At 72.1% G+C, this 16,900-nt stretch carries 17 protein-coding genes and 1 riboswitch; of the genes, 4 read left to right on the top strand and 13 right to left on the bottom strand.

Translation table 11 applies throughout. From position 1 onward, the window contains the following. Window positions 1-98 precede the first annotated feature (98 nt). Window positions 99-530 (bottom strand): GntR family transcriptional regulator, encoded by a 432-nt coding sequence (locus IE95_RS21035; protein WP_030151083.1) that lies wholly within the window; start codon window positions 528-530, stop codon window positions 99-101. Further along, window positions 527-1,459, bottom strand: a complete 933-nt coding sequence (locus tag IE95_RS21040) for a hypothetical protein (protein ID WP_240666375.1) — start codon at window positions 1,457-1,459, stop codon at window positions 527-529. The genes IE95_RS21035 and IE95_RS21040 overlap by 4 nt, the downstream gene beginning before the upstream one ends. Window positions 1,460-1,687: 228 nt before the next feature. On the opposite strand from IE95_RS21040, the gene IE95_RS0107905 reads away from it, so the two are divergent. The 4 genes from IE95_RS0107905 to IE95_RS0107920 all read left to right on the top strand — a co-directional run bounded on the left by IE95_RS0107905 (window position 1,688) and on the right by IE95_RS0107920 (window position 5,433). Beyond that, window positions 1,688-2,401, top strand: a complete 714-nt coding sequence (locus tag IE95_RS0107905) for an ABC transporter ATP-binding protein (protein WP_030151085.1) — start codon at window positions 1,688-1,690, stop codon at window positions 2,399-2,401. Continuing rightward, window positions 2,401-3,294: a hypothetical protein gene (locus IE95_RS0107910; protein ID WP_030151086.1), complete on the top strand. Its 894-nt coding sequence runs from the start codon at window positions 2,401-2,403 to the stop codon at window positions 3,292-3,294. The genes IE95_RS0107905 and IE95_RS0107910 overlap by 1 nt, the downstream gene beginning before the upstream one ends. Before the next feature lie 91 nt (window positions 3,295-3,385). Beyond that, a complete protein-coding gene (locus IE95_RS0107915) occupies window positions 3,386-4,777 on the top strand; it encodes a sensor histidine kinase (protein ID WP_051702879.1) in 1,392 nt (463 codons plus the stop codon). Further along, the gene (locus IE95_RS0107920; RefSeq protein ID WP_030151088.1) at window positions 4,774-5,433 is read left to right on the top strand and encodes a response regulator; all 660 of its coding nucleotides are present in this window, start codon (window positions 4,774-4,776) and stop codon (window positions 5,431-5,433) included. Before IE95_RS0107915 ends, IE95_RS0107920 begins: the two co-directional genes overlap by 4 nt. Before the next feature lie 77 nt (window positions 5,434-5,510). Here IE95_RS0107920 and thiC read toward each other — a convergent pair whose 3' ends face one another. The 11 genes from thiC to IE95_RS19540 form a co-directional block, all read right to left on the bottom strand. Continuing rightward, window positions 5,511-7,205 (bottom strand): phosphomethylpyrimidine synthase ThiC, encoded by a 1,695-nt coding sequence (gene thiC, locus IE95_RS0107925; protein ID WP_030151089.1) that lies wholly within the window; start codon window positions 7,203-7,205, stop codon window positions 5,511-5,513. Beyond that, window positions 7,196-7,305, bottom strand: a riboswitch (TPP riboswitch). (Overlaps the previous gene by 10 nt.) 175 nt (window positions 7,306-7,480) lie before the next feature. Then, window positions 7,481-8,683: a hypothetical protein gene (locus IE95_RS0107930; RefSeq protein ID WP_051702880.1), complete on the bottom strand. Its 1,203-nt coding sequence runs from the start codon at window positions 8,681-8,683 to the stop codon at window positions 7,481-7,483. After that, window positions 8,680-9,315 (bottom strand): ABC transporter ATP-binding protein, encoded by a 636-nt coding sequence (locus tag IE95_RS0107935; RefSeq protein WP_051702881.1) that lies wholly within the window; start codon window positions 9,313-9,315, stop codon window positions 8,680-8,682. Before IE95_RS0107935 ends, IE95_RS0107930 begins: the two co-directional genes overlap by 4 nt. Then, window positions 9,306-10,385 (bottom strand): peptidoglycan-binding domain-containing protein, encoded by a 1,080-nt coding sequence (locus tag IE95_RS0107940; protein ID WP_129429514.1) that lies wholly within the window; start codon window positions 10,383-10,385, stop codon window positions 9,306-9,308. The genes IE95_RS0107935 and IE95_RS0107940 overlap by 10 nt, the downstream gene beginning before the upstream one ends. Before the next feature lie 66 nt (window positions 10,386-10,451). Next, window positions 10,452-11,096, bottom strand: coding sequence for a hypothetical protein (locus IE95_RS0107945; protein ID WP_129429515.1), 645 nt, complete (start codon window positions 11,094-11,096; stop codon window positions 10,452-10,454). A gap of 426 nt (window positions 11,097-11,522) precedes the next feature. After that, entirely contained in the window at window positions 11,523-12,134 is a 612-nt protein-coding gene (locus IE95_RS0107950) for a hypothetical protein (protein WP_030151094.1), read from the bottom strand. Between the two features lie 439 nt (window positions 12,135-12,573). Then, window positions 12,574-13,158 (bottom strand): hypothetical protein, encoded by a 585-nt coding sequence (locus IE95_RS0107955; RefSeq protein ID WP_030151095.1) that lies wholly within the window; start codon window positions 13,156-13,158, stop codon window positions 12,574-12,576. Further along, a complete protein-coding gene (locus IE95_RS0107960; protein ID WP_129429516.1) occupies window positions 13,158-13,520 on the bottom strand; it encodes a hypothetical protein in 363 nt (120 codons plus the stop codon). The genes IE95_RS0107955 and IE95_RS0107960 overlap by 1 nt, the downstream gene beginning before the upstream one ends. Before the next feature lie 351 nt (window positions 13,521-13,871). Further along, complete coding sequence (locus tag IE95_RS20370) at window positions 13,872-14,285, bottom strand: hypothetical protein (RefSeq protein WP_129429517.1); 414 nt, start codon at window positions 14,283-14,285, stop codon at window positions 13,872-13,874. Window positions 14,286-14,612: 327 nt separating this feature from the next. Then, complete coding sequence (locus IE95_RS0107970) at window positions 14,613-15,596, bottom strand: diacylglycerol/lipid kinase family protein (protein WP_036571480.1); 984 nt, start codon at window positions 15,594-15,596, stop codon at window positions 14,613-14,615. 67 nt (window positions 15,597-15,663) lie between these two features. Then, window positions 15,664-16,785: a CAP domain-containing protein gene (locus IE95_RS19540; RefSeq protein ID WP_051702883.1), complete on the bottom strand. Its 1,122-nt coding sequence runs from the start codon at window positions 16,783-16,785 to the stop codon at window positions 15,664-15,666. Window positions 16,786-16,900: the final 115 nt, after the last annotated feature.

Below are 16,900 nucleotides of genomic sequence, written 5' to 3' on the forward strand. Positions count from 1 at the left end.
GCGAGCCTAGCGCCGCGGACCGTCGACGGTGGGTCGTGTCCCACCGCGGCGCCCTTGCCTCGTGCTGCCGCCGATCCACCGAACCGGACGGGCGGGCACTACCTCCCCACCGAATGCTCGGTCGTGTCGCCCGGCTCGTCCGCGTCGAGCCGCGACCCGGTCTCGACCGTCAGGAGGCTCGCCGCCACGAGGTCGCGGACCTCGGAGTCGGAGAGGCCGTGGTCGCGGGCGATGCGGACGAAACGCTCGGCCGCGTCGACCACGGCGGCCCGGTCGAGGGTCGCCGGGGGCGCCGTCACGAGCGTCCCGACCCGTCGGCGGGTCGTCACCAGACCGGCGGCCTCGAGGTCGCGATAGGTCCGGGACACGGTGCCCGGGGCGATGCCGAGGTCGTTCGCGAGGGCGCGGACGGTGGGGAGCCGCTGGCCGTCGACGAGGGTCCCCGCGGTGACGAGGGCCGCGAGCTGCGCGCGGAGCTGCTCGTAGTGCGGCGTGGACGAGTCGAGGTCGATCCGGACGGCGAGGCTCACGACGTCGCTCCGACGGGTCGGACCGGCTCGACGTCGGGCGCCGGGTCGCTGGCCGGCCACACGGCGGTGGCGACCGCCACGAGGAGCAGCGCGAGCGCGAGCACCAGGAGCGAGTTCCCGGCGACCACGTGCACCGTGCTGGGCGGCGGCGCATAGACCCCTGAGCCGTTGCCGAGCCCAAGCGTACGCAGCGCCAGGCCCGCGAGTGCGACGAGTCCCCCGAGCGTCAGGCCGATCATGAGCTGCACGATGCGCAGGAGGCGCCGCGCAACCCGGCGGCGCAGCCACATGTCCCATTCCTCGCTCACGTCGGGGACTGCCGGCCGGGACGCGACGAGACGGAGCACCATCTCGCACAGCACGAGGACCACGAGCATCACGGCGACGACCGGTCCGGTCCAGAGCACCCCCGGGAAGGACCCGACCGTGAAGGCGTCGTGCTGGTCGATCACCCGCGACACCCGGCGGGGGCCGGACGCGACGAGAGCGAACGCGATCGCAGCGACCACCGTGGCCCCCGCCCACCCCCAGATCATGTGCCGAAGAGCGGACGGCGAGACATCCGCTGCGGTCCTCGCCGTCAGGGTCGCCTGCCGGGTGGCTCCCTGCGGCCTGGGCCAGGTCATCTCACCGATCCCGTTGATCACCAGGACCCCGACGAGCAACGCCAACGGCAGCGAGGCCAGGAGAAAAGGCGGCGGCACGCGCGCACTGCCGAGGGCCCCGAACAGCGGGAGCCCGAGGCCCACGACGAAGGGCACCGTCGCCACCGCGGTGGTGACCCTGGCGTGACGGATCGCCCGGCGCGCTGCGGTCGACGGCACGACGAACCGTCGTCCGTCGAACCATAGGAAGCCTCCGGCTCCGAGCGTCGCCAGGAGCAGGAGCAGCACGGACAGCACCACCAGCGGTGGAAAGGTCTCGTACACAGGGTCCCCCTCGTCAGAATGACTATTGACCACAAACTATGATCATTGAAACCCGCGGTGTCAAGGGGTCTCACCCACGAGCACTGCACCCGGCCGACCACCACCTCCACCGGAAGTCGCAACCCACCTTCCCCCCTCCGCCAGAAGCGCCCACCACCGCCCGCGAGACAGGCTGGAGGCACGGCGTGCGGCACCCGGCTGCGCAGCCGGAGGAGAAGGGACCCCCCGATGCCAGCCATCGAGATCGTGGGCCTGCGCAAGTCCTACGGGACGTTCGACGCCGTCCGCGACGTGAGCTTCGCCGTCGAGCCCGGGAGGGTCGTGGGGCTGCTCGGCCCCAACGGCGCGGGCAAGACGACCACGCTCAACGTCCTGCTGGGGCTCGCGTCCGCGAGCGCCGGGACCGCGACGATCCAGGGCAGCCCGTACGCGGCCCTCGACAGGCCCGCCGAGACGGTGGGCGCGCTGCTCGACGCGGGCGGCCTGCACCCGGGTCGCAGCGGACGCGACCACCTGCGCGTGCTCGCGACCGCGGCCGGGATCGGGGGCCGGCGGGTCGAGGAGGTGCTTGCACTGGTCGGGATGGATCGCGCCGCCGACCGGCGGGTCAGGACGTACTCGCTCGGGATGCGTCAGCGCATCGGGCTGGCCGCGGCGCTCCTGGGCGACCCGCAGGTCCTGGTGCTCGACGAGCCCGCGAACGGCCTGGACCCCGCGGGCATGCGGTGGATGCGCGAGGTGCTGCGCTCGTTCGCGGACGGCGGCGGGGCGGTGCTGCTCGCGAGCCACGTCCTGGCCGAGGTCACGCAGGTGGCCGACGACCTGGTCGTGATCGGCCAGGGCCAGGTCATCGCCGACGGCCCGCTCACGGACCTCGTCCGCGGCGAGTCCCTCGAGGACTTCTACCTGAACCTGACCGCCGAGACCGAAGGAGTGCGCTGATGTTCCGCGCCGAGCTGCTCAAGCTACGCACGACCCGCACGCCCTGGGTCCTGGGGGTCGTCGCCCTCGCGGGCATGGTCCTGGTCCAGGCCCTGACGATCGTCCTGCCGCGTGTCCTGTCGAGCCTCGAGGGCCTGGCGGGCGGTGCCACCGTGGGCGTCCAGGCCTCGCCCGAGCTGACGGCCGACCTCGCCCCGGACCTGGGCAGCCTCACGGACCTGGGGGCCGCGCCCGTGCAGCGCGCGATGCTGGACCTGCTGGGCAACGGCCCCGCGGGCTCGGGTTCGGCGGGCGTGTCGGTCATCTGCATGCTTCTGCTGGGCGTCCTCGCGGTCACGACGGACTTCCGCACGGGTGGCATCGTCCCCACGGCCCTCGTCGTCCCGTCGCGCCTGCGTGTCCTCGCTGGCAAGGCGGGCGCGACCGCGCTCGTCGCGCTCATGATCGGCGTCGCGCTCGCGGTGCTCACCGCCCTGGGCCTGTTCGCGGCCGTTGCGTCGACGCCCGGCGCGCAGCTCATGGTCGGCGCGGGCGACGTCCTGGGCGTGTGGGGGCGCGGGTTGCTCGTCCTCGTGCTGTTCGCGTGGCTCGGGCTGGGCATCGGGACGCTGATCCGTGGGCAGGTCGCAGCGATCCTCGTCGTCGTCGGGTTCGTGGTGGTCGAGCCGCTGATCCAGGCTGCGGTCGTGCTGCTCTCGGGCGGCACGTCGAGCGCGGCGGCGTGGCTGCCGCTGGGACTGGGGTCGCTCGCGTCGACCGGCCAGAGCGCGACGTCGGTCCTGGGCGGCCTCGCCCCCCTGGGCGTCGGGACCGCGGTGCTGGGCCTGGTCGCCTGGGTCGCGGTCGCGCTCGGGTCGGGCGCGGTGACGTTCCGTCGCCGCGACCTCGTCTGATACGTCGCTCGTCGGGCGCCACGGCCACGTACCGTGGTGCCCGACGGCGCCACCGACCCCGACCGCCCGACCGGACCTGAGAGGAGCTCCCGTGCTCGACGCCCTGCACCGCCGCCTCGCCGCCGTCGGCGTCCGTACCCCGACGGGCCGCGACGCCCTGCTGGGCGCGGTCGTCGCGATCCTCACGGTCGGCTTCCTGCTGGTGATCGAGCGTGTCGCGCTGACGGACCTCGGCGTGGTCTTCGAGGGGTCGCCCGACTCCCTGCGGTTCTCGACCGGTGGCCGGGTCGCGGCGATCATGATCGTCGTCGCGCAGGCCATGGCGCTCACGCTGCGGCGTCGGGCGCCGCTGCTCGCGCTGGCGCTGGTCGTCGTGGGCCAGGTCGCGCTCGTGCCCGTCCTTCCTGCGCTCGTCTCGTTCCAGGCCCCGGCGACGCTCGTCGCGGCCTACTCGGTCGGGGCGTACGCGCCGCGCCGCACGGCCCTGTGGGCCGCCGGGGCAGCCGCAGGGGTCCAGGTCCTGCTGGGCTTCGCGCTCGGCGGTCCTGCGCCGATCACGTCGGCGGGTCCCACGCCGGTCGCGGTCCAGGTCTGGGGAAGCCTCGCCTCGGCCTTCCTGACGTACGTGGCCTCGGCGCTCGTGGGCGCGTACGTCGGCACGCGCCGCGAGCTGTTCGCCCAGCTCCAGGGGCGGGTCGCCCAGGCCGAGCGGGAGCGCGACATGCTCGCGGCGCAGGCCGTCCTGGAGGAGCGGGGGCGCATGGCGCGCGAGCTGCACGACGTCGCCGCGCACCACCTGTCGGGCATCGTCGTGCAGGCGGCCGCGGCCGAGCGGCTGGTCGACCGCGACCCCGAGCGCGCCAAGGAGTCGATGCGCTGGATCCGCACCCAGGGGCGCGAGACGCTCGACAACCTGCGGCTGGTCGTCGGCATCCTGCGCAGCTCGTCGCACACCGGTCCCGGCGAGCCGGGCGAGGAGGCCCCGGCGGCGCCGCAGCCCACGCTCGACGACGCGGGCGAGCTGCTCGACCTCGCACGCAGCGCAGGCGCCGAGGTGCGCGACGTGCGGCTCGGCGAGCCGTTCGACCTGTCCCCCGCGGCCCAGCTCACGGTCTACCGCGTGCTCCAGGAGGCGCTGACCAACGCGCGCCGGCACGCGCCCGGGCGCGCGATCGAGGTCGTGACCGACCACCAGCGGGCCGCGCTCGTCGTCACGGTGACCAACCGGTTGCCCGTCGGGGCGATCGGCGCGGGGGGTGGCGCCTCGACCACGCAGGCCACGCCCGGCCACGGCCTCATCGGCATGACCGAGCGCGCGGCCCTCGTCGGCGGGACGCTCGACGCCGGCCCCGTGCCCGGTGACGGCTGGCGGGTCCGGCTCACCGTCCCTCGGCCGGTCGACCCCGTGGCCCCCACGATCCCCGAGCGCTCGGCGACGTCTGCGGACGCGCCGGGCTCCGCCGTCGGGCAGGAGGCCCCATGACCCGAGTGGTGCTGGTCGACGACCAGGCCGTCGTCCGCGCAGGCTTCACCGTGATCCTCGAGAGCGAGGGCTTCGAGGTCGTGGGCGAGGCGGCGAACGGCGCGGATGCCGTGCGCGTCGCCCGCCGCGAGCGGCCCGACGTCGTGTGCATGGACGTCCGCATGCCCGGCGGGGACGGCATCACGGCGACGCGGGCGCTCGCGGGACCCGGCGTCGTCGACCCGGTCCCGGTGCTCGTGGTGAGCACGTTCGACCTCGACGACTACGTGTTCGGCGCCTTGGAGGCCGGGGCGAGCGGGTTCCTGCTCAAGGACGCCGAGCCCGACGTCCTGGTCGACGCGGTGCGGCGCGTGGCGTCGGGCGAGGGCCTCGTCGACCAGACGCTCACGCGGCGAGTGATCGACGAGTTCGCCCGACGTCGGTCCCCCGCCGCGCCCGACGAGGTCGCCTCGGGCCTGCTCACCTCGCGCGAGCACGACATCCTGGCGCTGCTCTGCCGGGGCTCGTCCAACGCGGAGATCGCCGCCGCGCTCTTCCTCGAGGCGAGCACCGTGAAGTCGCACCTGAGCCGGATCATGACCAAGACCGGCATGCGCGACCGCGTCCAGCTAGTGGTCTGGGCGTACGAACGGGGAATCGCGGCGCCCGCACGCTGAGCCGCTACCTTGCCCGCGAGGTAGCGGCCTGGGCCGCGAGATAGAGGGCTGGACCCTCTATCTCGCGCGGCAGACCTCTACCTCGGCGTCACGGTGGTGGCGGATGCCACGGGGAGATACACGCGGCCGCCCGCGTCCGCGAACTCGCTCGACTTGGCCGCCATGCCGGCCTCGATCGCCTCGACCGACGTCAGGCCGTTCTTCTCGGCGTACTCGCGCACGTCCGCCGAGATGCGCATCGAGCAGAACTTGGGTCCGCACATCGAGCAGAAGTGCGCGGTCTTGGCGGGCTCGGCCGGCAGGGTCTCGTCGTGGAAGGCGCGCGCGGTGTCGGGGTCGAGGGAGAGCGCGAACTGGTCGTGCCAGCGGAACTCGAACCGGGCACGGGACAGCGCGTCGTCCCGCAGCTGCGCACGCGGGTGCCCCTTGGCCAGGTCGGCAGAGTGCGCCGCGATCCGGTACGTGATGACACCCGTCTTGACGTCGTCGCGGTCGGGCAGGCCCAGGTGCTCCTTGGGCGTGACGTAGCAGAGCATCGCCGTCCCGGCCTGGGCGATGATCGCAGCCCCGATCGCGGACGTGATGTGGTCGTACGCGGGAGCGATGTCCGTCGCGAGGGGCCCGAGCGTGTAGAACGGCGCCTCCTCGCACAGCTCCTCCTCGAGGCGCACGTTCTCCACGATCTTGTGCATGGGGACGTGCCCCGGGCCCTCGATCATGACCTGCACGCCGTAGGACTTCGCGACCTTCGTCAGCTCGCCCAGCGTGCGCAGCTCGGCGAACTGGGCCGCGTCGTTGGCGTCCGCGATCGACCCCGGGCGCAGGCCGTCGCCGAGCGAGAACGTCACGTCGTAGTCGCGCAGGATCTCGCACAATTCCGCGAAGTGCGTGTACAGGAACGACTCCTGGTGGTGTGCGAGGCACCAGGCGGCCATGATCGAGCCGCCGCGCGACACGATGCCCGTGACGCGGCGCGCCGTCAGCGGGACGTAGCGCAGCAGGACGCCCGCGTGCACGGTCATGTAGTCGACGCCCTGCTCGGCCTGCTCGATCACCGTGTCGCGGTAGATCTCCCACGTGAGCCTCGCGGGATCGCCCTTGACCTTCTCGAGCGCCTGGTAGAGCGGCACCGTCCCCACCGGGATCGGGGAGTTGCGCAGCACCCACTCGCGAGTCTCGTGGATGTCCTTGCCCGTCGAGAGGTCCATGAGGGTGTCCGCGCCCCAACGCGCGGCCCACACCATCTTCTCGACCTCCTCCTCGATCGAGGACGTCACGGCCGAGTTGCCGATGTTCGCGTTGATCTTCACGCCGAACGCCTTGCCGATGATCATGGGCTCGATCTCGGGGTGCCGACGGTTGGCCGGGATCACCGCCCGGCCGCGGGCCACCTCGTCGCGCACGAGCTCGACGTCCACGCCCTCGCGGGCAGCGACGAAGCGCATCTCGTCGGTGATGATCCCGGCGCGCGCCCAGGCGAGCTGGGTCCGGGCGCCGCCCGCGCCGCGCTCGGTGGGGACGGCGTCGGGGCGGAACCAGTCCGCCCGCAGCGCGGGCAGGCCGCTCGCGAGGTCGAACGTTGCCGGGTCGTCGACCTCGGTGTACGGGCCCGAGGTGTCGTACAGGTCCAGGTGCTCGCCGTTGCTCAGGTGCACGCGGCGCTCGGGGACGCGCAGGTGCTCAGCGCCCGAGACCGGGTGGTAGACCTTGGCGGAGCCCACGATGGGTCCGGTCGTGATGGTGTGCGCGGGCACAGTGCTCTCAGAGCTCATTGCTCTCTCCCTACGTCGGCATGATCCGAACAGGTTCGAACGGTCGGCGGCGCTGAGCCGCCCTCTCAGCTCGCTGCTGCGAGCTCCCGTGGGTGTGTGGAGTTGTGGGTCGTGCTGGATGAAGCGGGTGGTGCGCAGGCCACCGTAGCGCACGGCGGCGCGCGCGGGCGCGCCCGTCCCGCTCAGCCCCCTCTCCCCCGCTGAGTGCGGAGTTCTTGCGAGAAACGCCCGGCGTGTCGCACAAGAACTCCGCACTCAGCGGCGAGGGGGCGACCTCAGCGCTCCTTGAAGTACCTGAACAGGTGCTTCTCGCGGGTCGTGAGTGCCCCGGCCACCGCTCCGACGAGGACCGCGCCGGCGCCTGCCAGGACGGTCCGCATGCCGAGGACCCACGTGCTCAGGTGGTCGGCCAGAGGCCCGGCGCCTCCCGCGAGCCACCAGAGCACCGGGATGGTCACGATCACGGCGGTGCCCGTCCAGGCGGCGGTTTCCAGGAGCACCTGCCAGGTCAGGGCCGAGCGCGGGACCCTGGCGTGCAGGGCGGCGGCGAGCTCGAGGCGGCGCAGGCGAGTCGCGACGAAGCCCAGGGACAGGCCCAGCACGATGGCGGCGACCGGGGCCGGCTTGGTCAGGCGATCGGAGAACTCGGCGCTCGCGTCGTAGGTCGCGCCGAGGCGGCCGTTGAGCTGCTTCTGGGTGGGCTGCGCCTCCGAGGACGGTTCGGCGACGACGGCCGTGCGCAGGAGCGTCGCGGTCTCGGGGTTGACGGGCCAGATCTCGACCCAGCACGAGTCGAACAGCCCCGTCGCGGGTATGGGGGCGACGGCCGCGTAGCCCAGCACGCGGTCGCGACCGTCGTCGGGGTAGGGGTAGACGGCGCCCACCCTCGCTGGCCCGGCATTGGTCGCGATCGAGTCGCCGGCGACCGCGCCGAGCGCCTCGGCCAGGTCTGCGGAAAGCCACAGTCCCGCCCCGGCGACCCGGCCGCGGTCGAGCGCGCCGAGCAGCCCGGGGGTCGCCTCGAAGCCGGTGAGCTCGCTCGACGGAAGGTTGAGCGCCCGCAGCGGCTCCCCGGTCCGCAGCGCCCCGGCCGCGTGGACGCCGTCGACCCCGGCGAGGGCCTCGCAGCGCGCCCCGTCGACCTGCCCGGCGGCCTCGAGGATCTGCACGCTCGCGCCCGCGTCGCGGTACTCGCGGGCGCCCTCGATGACGCCAACGACCGCGCGCACGTCGACTGCGGCCAGCGCGCCGACGACCACGACGAGGACCGCCGCGAACAAGGTCGCGCGCGTCGTGCCGGTCGCGACGTTCCGCCATGCTTCGGACACCACGGACGCAGCCCGGATCGCGCGCGCCCGCCCGGCCCGCGCAGCCTTGTCCCCCGGCCCGACGCCGTCGCTCGCCTCCGCGCGCGGGTGGAGGTCGCCGTCGAGCAGGGTGGCGAGACCGGGCCGCGCGCCGTCGTCGGGCGCGGTCATGCCGCCTCCTGCGCAGACTGGAAGTCGGCGAGGTCGATCACGCGGGTGCAGGCGTCGCGCGTGTGCGGGTCGTGCGTGGCGACCACGACGATCGAGTCGTCCTGCGCGATGCCCGCCAGGACCTCGTTGACGGTCGCGGCCGTGCGCAGGTCGAGCTGTGCGGTGGGCTCGTCGACGAGCAACAGGTCCGGCGCCAGCGCCACGGCACGCGCGAGCATGAGGCGCTGGGCCTCCCCGCCCGACAGCGCCCGGAACGGGCGGTCCGCGACGGATGCCAGGTTGAAGCGCGCCATGATCTCGAAGGCACGGGCTTCCGCGTCGGAACGGCGCAGGCCACGCGCGAGCAGCGGCAGCACCACATGGTCCAGGGCCGCGCGGCGGGCGACTCCGTGCGGGTTCTGGAAGACCCACCCGGTGGTCGCGACCCCGACGCGCTCGACCTGCCCCAGCGTGGGGCGTTCCCACCCCGCGACGATGCTCAGCAGCGTCGACTTGCCGCTGCCCGAAGGCCCGACGAGCGCGACGACCTCGCCCGGCACGATCTCCAGGTCCAGCCCGGTGAACAACAGCCCCGTGCCGGGGAACGCGTGCCCCAAGCCCGACCCGACCAGCCGCTTGCCCCCTACCGGCACGTCTGCCCCTCACCCTGCGAGGTGAGATCGACCTCGGTCGGCGCCGTGGCGGCGTCGAGACCGTCGAACGTCACGAGGGTCTGCCCCAGGCTCGACGCGACGACCGTCACGGGGAACGCCGTGCCGTCCACTGACACGCACCCCGCGGTGCCGCTGAGCGCGAACAGCGCCCCCGGCGGCACGACCGAGACGTCCAACGGCGCCGCCAGGACGTACTCGAGCGTCAACGGCTCGGAACCCTCGGTGCGCTGCCAGCCGGCGAACTCCACGCTGCCGCGCACGGCCTCGAGGAACGCCGGGTCGGTGACGATCCCGCCCTCCCCGACCGGCGCGCTCACCTCGCCCAGGCGCAGCACCCGGTCCCCCGGCGTGACGCCGGTGAGCGTGTCCGACAGTCCCAGCGAGGCCAGCGTCCCGGCAGTCGTCGCGAACGCCTCCGCCGAGGTCGCGGCCCCCACGGGAACCTCGCACGCCTTCACCGTGACCGACGGCGCAGGCAGCCACAGCACCGACGCCACCGGCAGGTCACCGGTCGGCTTGGCCACGCCCGCAGCCTTGAACAACGTGGTCACAGCGGCCTTGGTCGCGTCGCCGTAGGTGCCGTCCGTGGCGACCTTGTGCCCGAGGCGTGCGAGCTCGACCTGCAGGGCCTTCACGTCGTCGCCCTTGGCCGTGGGAGCCAGGTCCCGCCACAACGGGATCGACGTCGCGAGCGCCACGACCGGACGGTCGTCGACCGTCACGGGGCTGGACCCCGACTCGATCACGGCCCCCGGGGCGCACTGCGACCGTGTCACCTTGCCCGTGTCCGTGACCTGGAGGGTACCCTCCTCCGCGACCACCGGGGTGACCTTGACCCGGCGCGCGTCGTCGAACACCTGACGCGACACCGGGACCGCCGCGGGCAGCGTCGCACTCCGCACGCTCTGCGGCTCCGACTGCGGCGCCAACGCCATGCCCGCCGTGACACCCCCCGCGAGGAGGACGACCGCCGCGAGCGCGAGCGCGCCCGCCCGTGCCGCTCCGGATCGGGCGGGCCTAGGCCGGGCGGGACGTCGATCTCTGGTCACTGCTGCTCCTCAGGTGGTGCGCGTGCATGGTTGCCGCTGGGTCGTGCGGTGTCGTGCTGTCGGGGACTACTGCTCCGGGTCCCGCTCGCAGGCCGTCATCTCAGAAGGTGGCGCCTGCCCGGCCAGTGCTCCCGGAGTCTCGGTCGTGGAGCCGTCGTCGGCGACATTCATGCTGGTCGCGTAGCTCGACATCTCCTCGATGTAGTCCGCCTTGTCGTAGCCCTCGTCGCGGTGGCCGCCACGGACCAGGCAGTCGGCGACGGCCTGGAGAAGGTCCTTGTTGTCGGGGTTGTCTGTCACCGACCCGTAGAGGCTCTCGAGCACGGGGATGTCGAACTTCCCCTCGCACTCGTCCATGGCCGTCGTCATCCGCACTTCCCAGGCGTCGAGCTCCTCCTGCGAGGTGTCCCAGGTGGACCCGACGTTCTCGAAGGTGAGCCCACCCACCTCGTTGAGCTCGACCGTGAGCCCCTGGTCCCGCATGCACTGGATCGACGCGTCCTTGACCGGCCTGTACTCGGCCGCGGTGATGACGTCGTCCTCAAGGATCTTGCGCGCGACCTCGGTCGTGACCTCACTGCGGGCCTTGGCGAACTCGGCCGCGTAGGGATTGGGCGCCTCGGCCTCACCCGAGCAACCAGTCACCCCTACCGCTGCCAGGGCGAGCATCAGCACCGTGCCCTGTGCTCGCCGTCGAGCTTCACCCTGCATGCGAACTCCCCTACTCCGCAAACCCTGCGATGCCGAAACCGGTCGCTGACCTGAACACGCGCGACAGCGGCCCAGGGTTCCATCACATTCCGGCCGTTCCGAGACCGTCTCGCGGCTCTTCCGCCTGGCACGGCGCAAAGCCGGGCGCCTCGACGATCCGGCCCAGCGCCGGCATCGGAACGCCACGTCACGTCCCTCGTAGTCCGCGGCGAACGAGTCCTGGAGAGCGCTCGTCCACGACATCTTGGCAGCGTGCCCCTGCCAGCACAAGGGTTTCGTACGGGCCGCTCACGAATGGTCGTCGATGCGTTGCCCCAGCGCTCTGTGCGACGTCGAGAGGCGCGTCGGCGCCTCTCCTCTCCAAGGTGGACGCGCCGCTCAACACGTGCCGCTGGTGATGTGCGTGGCCTGGTGCCGCCGAGCGCCTCACCGCTCCGGGCTCTCCTGGCAGGCCGCCATCTCAGGTGGCAACTCCTGACCGGACATGTCGCCCTCGACCTCGACATCAGTGCCATCGGCGGCGGCCTTGAGCGTGATGGAGTACCGCGCCAGCTCCTCCGTGTACGCCTCTTTGTCGTAGCCCTCGTCCCGGTGCCCTCCGCGGACCATGCAGCCGGCGATGGCCTGGTTGAAGTCCACGTTCTCCGGGTTCCTGCGCAGCTCCCAGTACAGATGGAGGACGCCCATGTCGAACTTCGCCCAGCACTCAGCACGCACCGCGTCGACCTGCGCGCTGATCGCGTCGCTCTCCGCCTGCGGGGTGTCCATCGTCCACCCCTCCTTCCCGATCGTGACCCCTCCCCCGTCCTCGATCGTGACGCCGAGGCCCTGGTCCCTCATGCATTGGACCGACGCCTCCTCGACCTCCTGGTACTCGGCCGCGGTGATGACGTCGTCCTCGAGGATCTTCCGGCCGGTATCGGTCGTGGCGGCGTTGCGGGCGCTGGCGAACTCGGCGGCGTAGGGGTTCTCTTCCTCCTCGGGCCCCGGCGCACAGCCGGGGACCGCCATCACCGCGACCGCCACCAGGGCGAGCACGGATCACCCCTGCCATCGTCGTGCTCCCGACGGAGCTTCCTGCACTGCTTCGTCCCCTGTCTCGCCGAGCGCTGTGCGTCGACATTCTTCATCTCGGCCGACGCGCCGGTCGGAGTATCGGGTACGCAGTCCTGGCCGTCATGTCCCCGCTACGGGTACCAGCACGTCGGTGGGCTCTTGCCGTCGGCTCTCGCGCTCGGCGGTCACCGCCCGGTGCCGCGTCGCCCCGGTCATGACCATTCGCTCCTTCGCGTCCCCTTGCACGCTCCCCCTGGTGGAGCCGGCGCAGCGAAGCGGGGTTCACGTCGAGTTCGCCGTAGAGGGGCTCGATCTCCAGCTACCCGGACACGGCGAGCACTCCTTGCCCAACGTCTCCCAGGCCTCGTCCGAGCCCCCGCGCCTGGCGGCGGGACTAATGCCCCGCCGCCTGGGCGCAGGCTCAGGTCGTCCCACCGTGCGCCCCACGTGGGTCGTCGTAGCACGCGACCACCAAAGGGTCGTTCGTGTCGTATGGCGGATCCGCCAGCGTCTCCGAGTAGTCCTGTCCACTGAACGGAGCATCGACCACGCTGCCACGCACCAGACAGTCAGCTAGCAGCGTCGACATGTCCTCACGTTCTGGATTCTGGCGCATGACGTGGTAAAGAGATTCCACCATTCCCATTCGCTCCGCGAAGCACTCGTCCTGCGTGGCGGTCCCGATCTCTCCGTCCGCCTCGCTGTCGAATCCCTCGCCGTCCGGCATCGTGAGCTTGTACCCGCCGTTGGTTATCTCGAGCAGGTACCCGCGGTCGGCGACGCAGCGGACGACGTCCTGCTCGATCTCTGAGAACTCTGCATCCGTGACTTTCCCGTCCTCGAGAACCGCCCTCTGCAGGTCGGTCGTCGCCACCGCACGCGCCTGTTCGATCTCAGCCGCGTACGGGTCGGGCGTTTCCGCCGACTGCGTGGTGCAGCCGGCGGAAACACTCAGGACCAAGAAAATGGAGGCGGCAATTGCCTTCTGCCTCCCTGCCCCAGACATCAGTACGCCTTCCACGGACCCGGGGTTGCGAAGCCACCACCTGCCGCGAGGAAGCTCGTAAAGCCGAACGCGGGACCTACTGTTACGACGGATCTCGAGACACCGTAGGAGCCGGTGAGATAGACCAGCTTTCCGCCCGTGTAGTAGCCGGCCTTCGCACGGCCGTACACGCAGCTCCCTGAGGTCCCGGCTGAGTAGACCTCGGCCTTGCGTGTCTCCTTGACGGCGACGACATGGCAGTTGTAGACGCCGTTACTGACCCAGACGATGTGAGCCGACGCCTGGGCAGCTGACCCCAGCAGGACCGACGTCCCGAACGCCATCACCGTAGCCGTCAGAACAGCCATGATCTTTCGCTTCATTGCGTTCCCCTCTGCAGGCCTCCCCCCCCCCTGGGAAGCCCCTGCACCCCATACACTGGCAGCACTCGATGCGGCCCCACAAGGGATTCGTCAGGAGTTCTCACTGTTTGAACGGGGCGTACATCCCGGTCTGGTGCTCAGGCCGTCGTCGACACGCCCGCCCCTCCCGCGAGAGCCACCTCTCCTGTCTCGTCAGGCGGATCCCGCAGCTACGACCTATCCACCTCGAGCCCCGGCTGGACCACCTCCGAATCGACACCGTCGAGAGTGACGACGACGGGATCAGTCCCCAGCAGACCGCGTTCCTCGATCATCCGGGCGGTCGCGGCCAGCGCATCGGCTGGGGTCGGTTCATGCAGCCTGGTCGCGTCGGTGTCCTCGACGTAGACGACACCCCACCCCTCTGACGCCACGCCTGCATCGTCGGTCGCGCAGGAGACGACGTGCCGCCTGGCGGAACGACTTGGGTATTCGCCGCCGCGTCATCGATCCGACCTCGCACTCGATCGCCTTCTGCGAAGCCGCCTCGGTCTCGGTCGCGTTCGACGCGTCGACTCCCGGGTACTCGATACGCATCCCGAGCTCACCGAACGAGACGGTGTACCCCAGGTCCTCGACACAACGGGCAAACCTCTGCCGTGCCTCGTCGAGCTCTGCCACGGCGATCTCGTCGTCCTCGAGAACGTCTCGCTCGAAGTCCGTCGTGGCCTGGTCGCGCGCCTGAGCAAACTCGGCCGCGAACGGCCCTGGGGACTCGGACGGCACCGTCGGGCATCCACTCAGCACGACCAGGACTGCGATTCCCCCCAGCTACAACCCCCTGTCCGCGATCAGGTCGCGACCTTCCCTGCGGACGTCACGCCACGGAAGATCGCCTGCCCGTAGTTCTGGGTACGGATCCAGCTCGGATACGCGCTGTTCACCAACAGCCATGATCTTCCGCTTCATTACGTTCCCCCTACAGGCCTCCCCCCTTGGAAAGCCCCTGCGCCGCACATCCTCGCAGGAACTCAGCCCGACCTTGAGCCCTGCTCACCATTCCGTCAGAGGATTTCAGCGCAGCGACGTGGGCATGGCACCTCGGGCTGTGGATCAACCTCCGGCCGGCGGCCCGTCAGCGATGTCGTCCGACGTGTCGGGCTGGTGCACGCACACCCACAGCGCCCCGGCGCGGACGGTCACCTCGAGCTTCTTCGAGGGCTCTATCACGTCCCCGTCGAGCTGGCGCGGCTGCGGCCGGTCGGAGATCACGGAGATCCGCGACCCGCGCAGCACCTCCATGTTGGGGACGCGCTTGCGGCCCCGCAGCACCCCGACGAGGAGCTGGATCCAGTGGCCGAGGTTGCGGGGGGCGATGATCGCGACGTCCATCTGCCCGTTGTCGGGCTCGGCGTCGGGCAGCAGGTTGACGCCCGCCTGGAGGCGGCCGACGTTCCCGACGACCACGGTCCGTGCCCGACGGCGCAGCATCGGCCGGTCGTCGACCTTCACCTGGACCTTCATCTCGTCGTCGGCGAGGTGCTTGAACGCGGAGACGACGTACGCGATCACTCCCGCCTTGGCCTTGAGCGCGGTCGGGGCGTCCTCCATCATCGCGGCGTCGAGCCCCATGCCGGCCATGACGGCGAAGGCCTGCCCGTCGACCTCGCCGATGTCCACAGCGCGGCGACCGCGGTCGAGCGCGAGACGGATGCCGTCCTCGGGCCGGGGCGGGATGCCCAGGTTGCCCGCGAGGAGGTTGCCCGTGCCGCCGGGCAGGACCGCGAGGGCGGCGTCGGTCCCGACGAGGCCTTCGATGCAGGCACGCACGGTGCCGTCGCCGCCGCTCACGAACACGACCTCGGCACCGTCCTCGACGGCCTGGCGGGCCTGCCCGGTGCCGGGGTCCTCCGCGGTCGTCTCGAGCCAGGCGGGGGCGGGCCAGCCCGCGTCGGCGAGCTGGGTCTCGATGGTGCGGCGGAGCTCGTCGAGGCCTTCGACGCGGTTCGGGTTGACGATCACGGCCGAGCGGAGCGGCGCGTGGTCGAGGCGTTGCTGGGCGGCGGGCTCGGGCGCTTGTTCCTGGGACGGGTTCACACCTGAGTATGTCGTGCGCGGCACCCGCTCGCCCGACAGGGGGACGAGTCGGGCACTCCGGACGTGCTCAGTACCCGAAGACCTGCACCCAGGTGTTGCCCGCGCGCCCCAGCCCCATGGTCGTGAAGTCGCAGTTGAGGATGTTCGCGCGGTGCCCCTCGGACGCCATCCACGCGTCGACCACGGCCTGGGCGGTCTTCTGCCCGGCGGCGATGTTCTCTCCGCCCGGTCGCGCGTAGCCCTGGGCCGTGACGCGGTCGCCGAACGTCCGACCGTCGAGGCTCGTGTGGCTGAAGTACCCCTGCGCGACCATGTCCTGCGCGTGCAGGGTCGCGGCGCGCCCGAGCTGGTCGTCGGCGCGCAGCGCGGGGCAGCCCGCGGTCGCGCGGTGCGTGTTGACGAGCGCAAGGGCGGCGGCCGTGTCACCCGCGGTCTCGCCCCCGCCCGACGACGTCGCTCCCCCCTCACTCCCGGTGGCACCTGGCGTCGTGGTCGGGTCGGCGAGCAGCGCGGCCCGGGTCGCGGGGCCGGCGACGCCGTCGGGCTCGAGGCCGTTCGCGTCCTGGAACGTGCGCAGCGCGCGGTCGGTCCCGGGCCCGAACACGCCGTCGGCCGGGACAGTGGCCCCGTGCACCTGGAGGCGCTCCTGGACCTGCTGGACCTCCGGTCCGGTCGCGCCCTGCTGGGGCGGCGCCGCGGGGTCCTCCGGGGCAGGCGGGGGTGCCGGGACGGGGGCCTCGTCGGCGGAAGGCTCCGGCGCTGGGGCCACGGCGGTGGGCTGCTCGGCGGCGGTGCCCCCGGGCTGCTGCGGAGCGTTCCCGGCGGGTCCGCTGCTGCCCGCCTCGGCGAGCAGCGGCTCGCGCCCGTCAGCACTGCGGCTGGCGCGGTCGTCCCCCCGGCCGAGCGCAGCGTCCCAGCGTGCACCGATCGGTTCGAGACCAGGTCCCTCGCCGCCGAGCTCCTGCGTCGCCGGGACCACGAGCAGCCCGCCCACGAGGCCGAGGGTCACGACCGCCACCTGCGGCAGACCACGAGGTCCGCGCGCTCTGCCGGTAGAACCGGTGGCACCGGTCGAGCGGGCGTGCCGGACTGCCTCGGCCCGCCGACGACGCTGCACCCGCGACGGCGAGTCGGCCTCCTGCTCGGCGAGGCGGCGCGCAGCGCGGGTCGGGGGAAGGTGGTCGAGCATCGGGGACTCCGGCGGCACGAGCGACCTTCCGTCGGTGGAATGTGGGCTGATTGCCCAGTATGCCCCGAGACTGCGGGTGAGAACCAGACGCTCGGCAGGTCTCGGCTCACCGCTC

The sequence above is a fragment of the Oerskovia turbata genome, assembly GCF_000718325.1.
Taxonomy (GTDB): domain Bacteria; phylum Actinomycetota; class Actinomycetes; order Actinomycetales; family Cellulomonadaceae; genus Oerskovia; species Oerskovia turbata.